Here is a 708-nt window from a genome sequence, read left to right as displayed (position 1 = left end):
CTTACAGCTTGTACGGTAGCGGATGAAACGATTGAGTGTGACGGAACAAATAATGAAACGCTTGCTAACGATTGGAATGCTGCTAATATTTTAGCACTGCAATCTTGTGGTACAGATTCTTGTGATACAGATGCGGTATTCGATGTAACTTCAGATTATGCTTTTGCCAACCTTGCTTCCACTTGTGGACTTGGTGGTACAATTACAGTTACCTATACCGTTGCTGATGATTGTGATAACGAAACTATACTTGTTGCCATTCTTACGCTTAACGATTCTATCGGTCCAGATTTAACAGTTTGTACTACAGTTACAGATGCCTCTGTAGATTGTACAGCGGATGATAACGAAACTATTGCAGATGCTTGGAATACTGCTAATATTGCTGCGCTTGAATCTTGTGGTTCAGATAGCTGTGATGCAGATGGTGTTTATAACGTAACTTCCAATTACGACTTCAATAACTTAAATGTGGTTTGTGGTCCTTGTGGTTCGCTTCCTGTTACCTATACCGTTGCAGATGATTGTGGTAATGAATCTACAATTACAGTAACGCTGAACTTCGGTGATGCTACTGGTCCAGATCTTACTGCTTGTAATGTAGTAGATGAAACGATAGAATGTGATGGTGATAATAACCAAACTTTAGCAGATACTTGGAATGCAGATAATATCGTAGAACTTCAAGCTTGTGCAGATGATATTAAT

1 pseudogene is annotated in these 708 nt (G+C 39.1%); it reads left to right on the top strand.

Features of this window, described 5'->3' with window-relative positions:
* Nucleotides 1-708, top strand: a pseudogene (locus tag ACVCXO_RS00075) (gliding motility-associated C-terminal domain-containing protein); the annotation flags it as partial.

The sequence above is a fragment of the Lacinutrix sp. MEBiC02404 genome (genome assembly GCF_053601575.1).
Note: the sequence above shows the minus strand (reverse complement) of the source record. Positions and strands in the feature narration are given on the sequence as shown.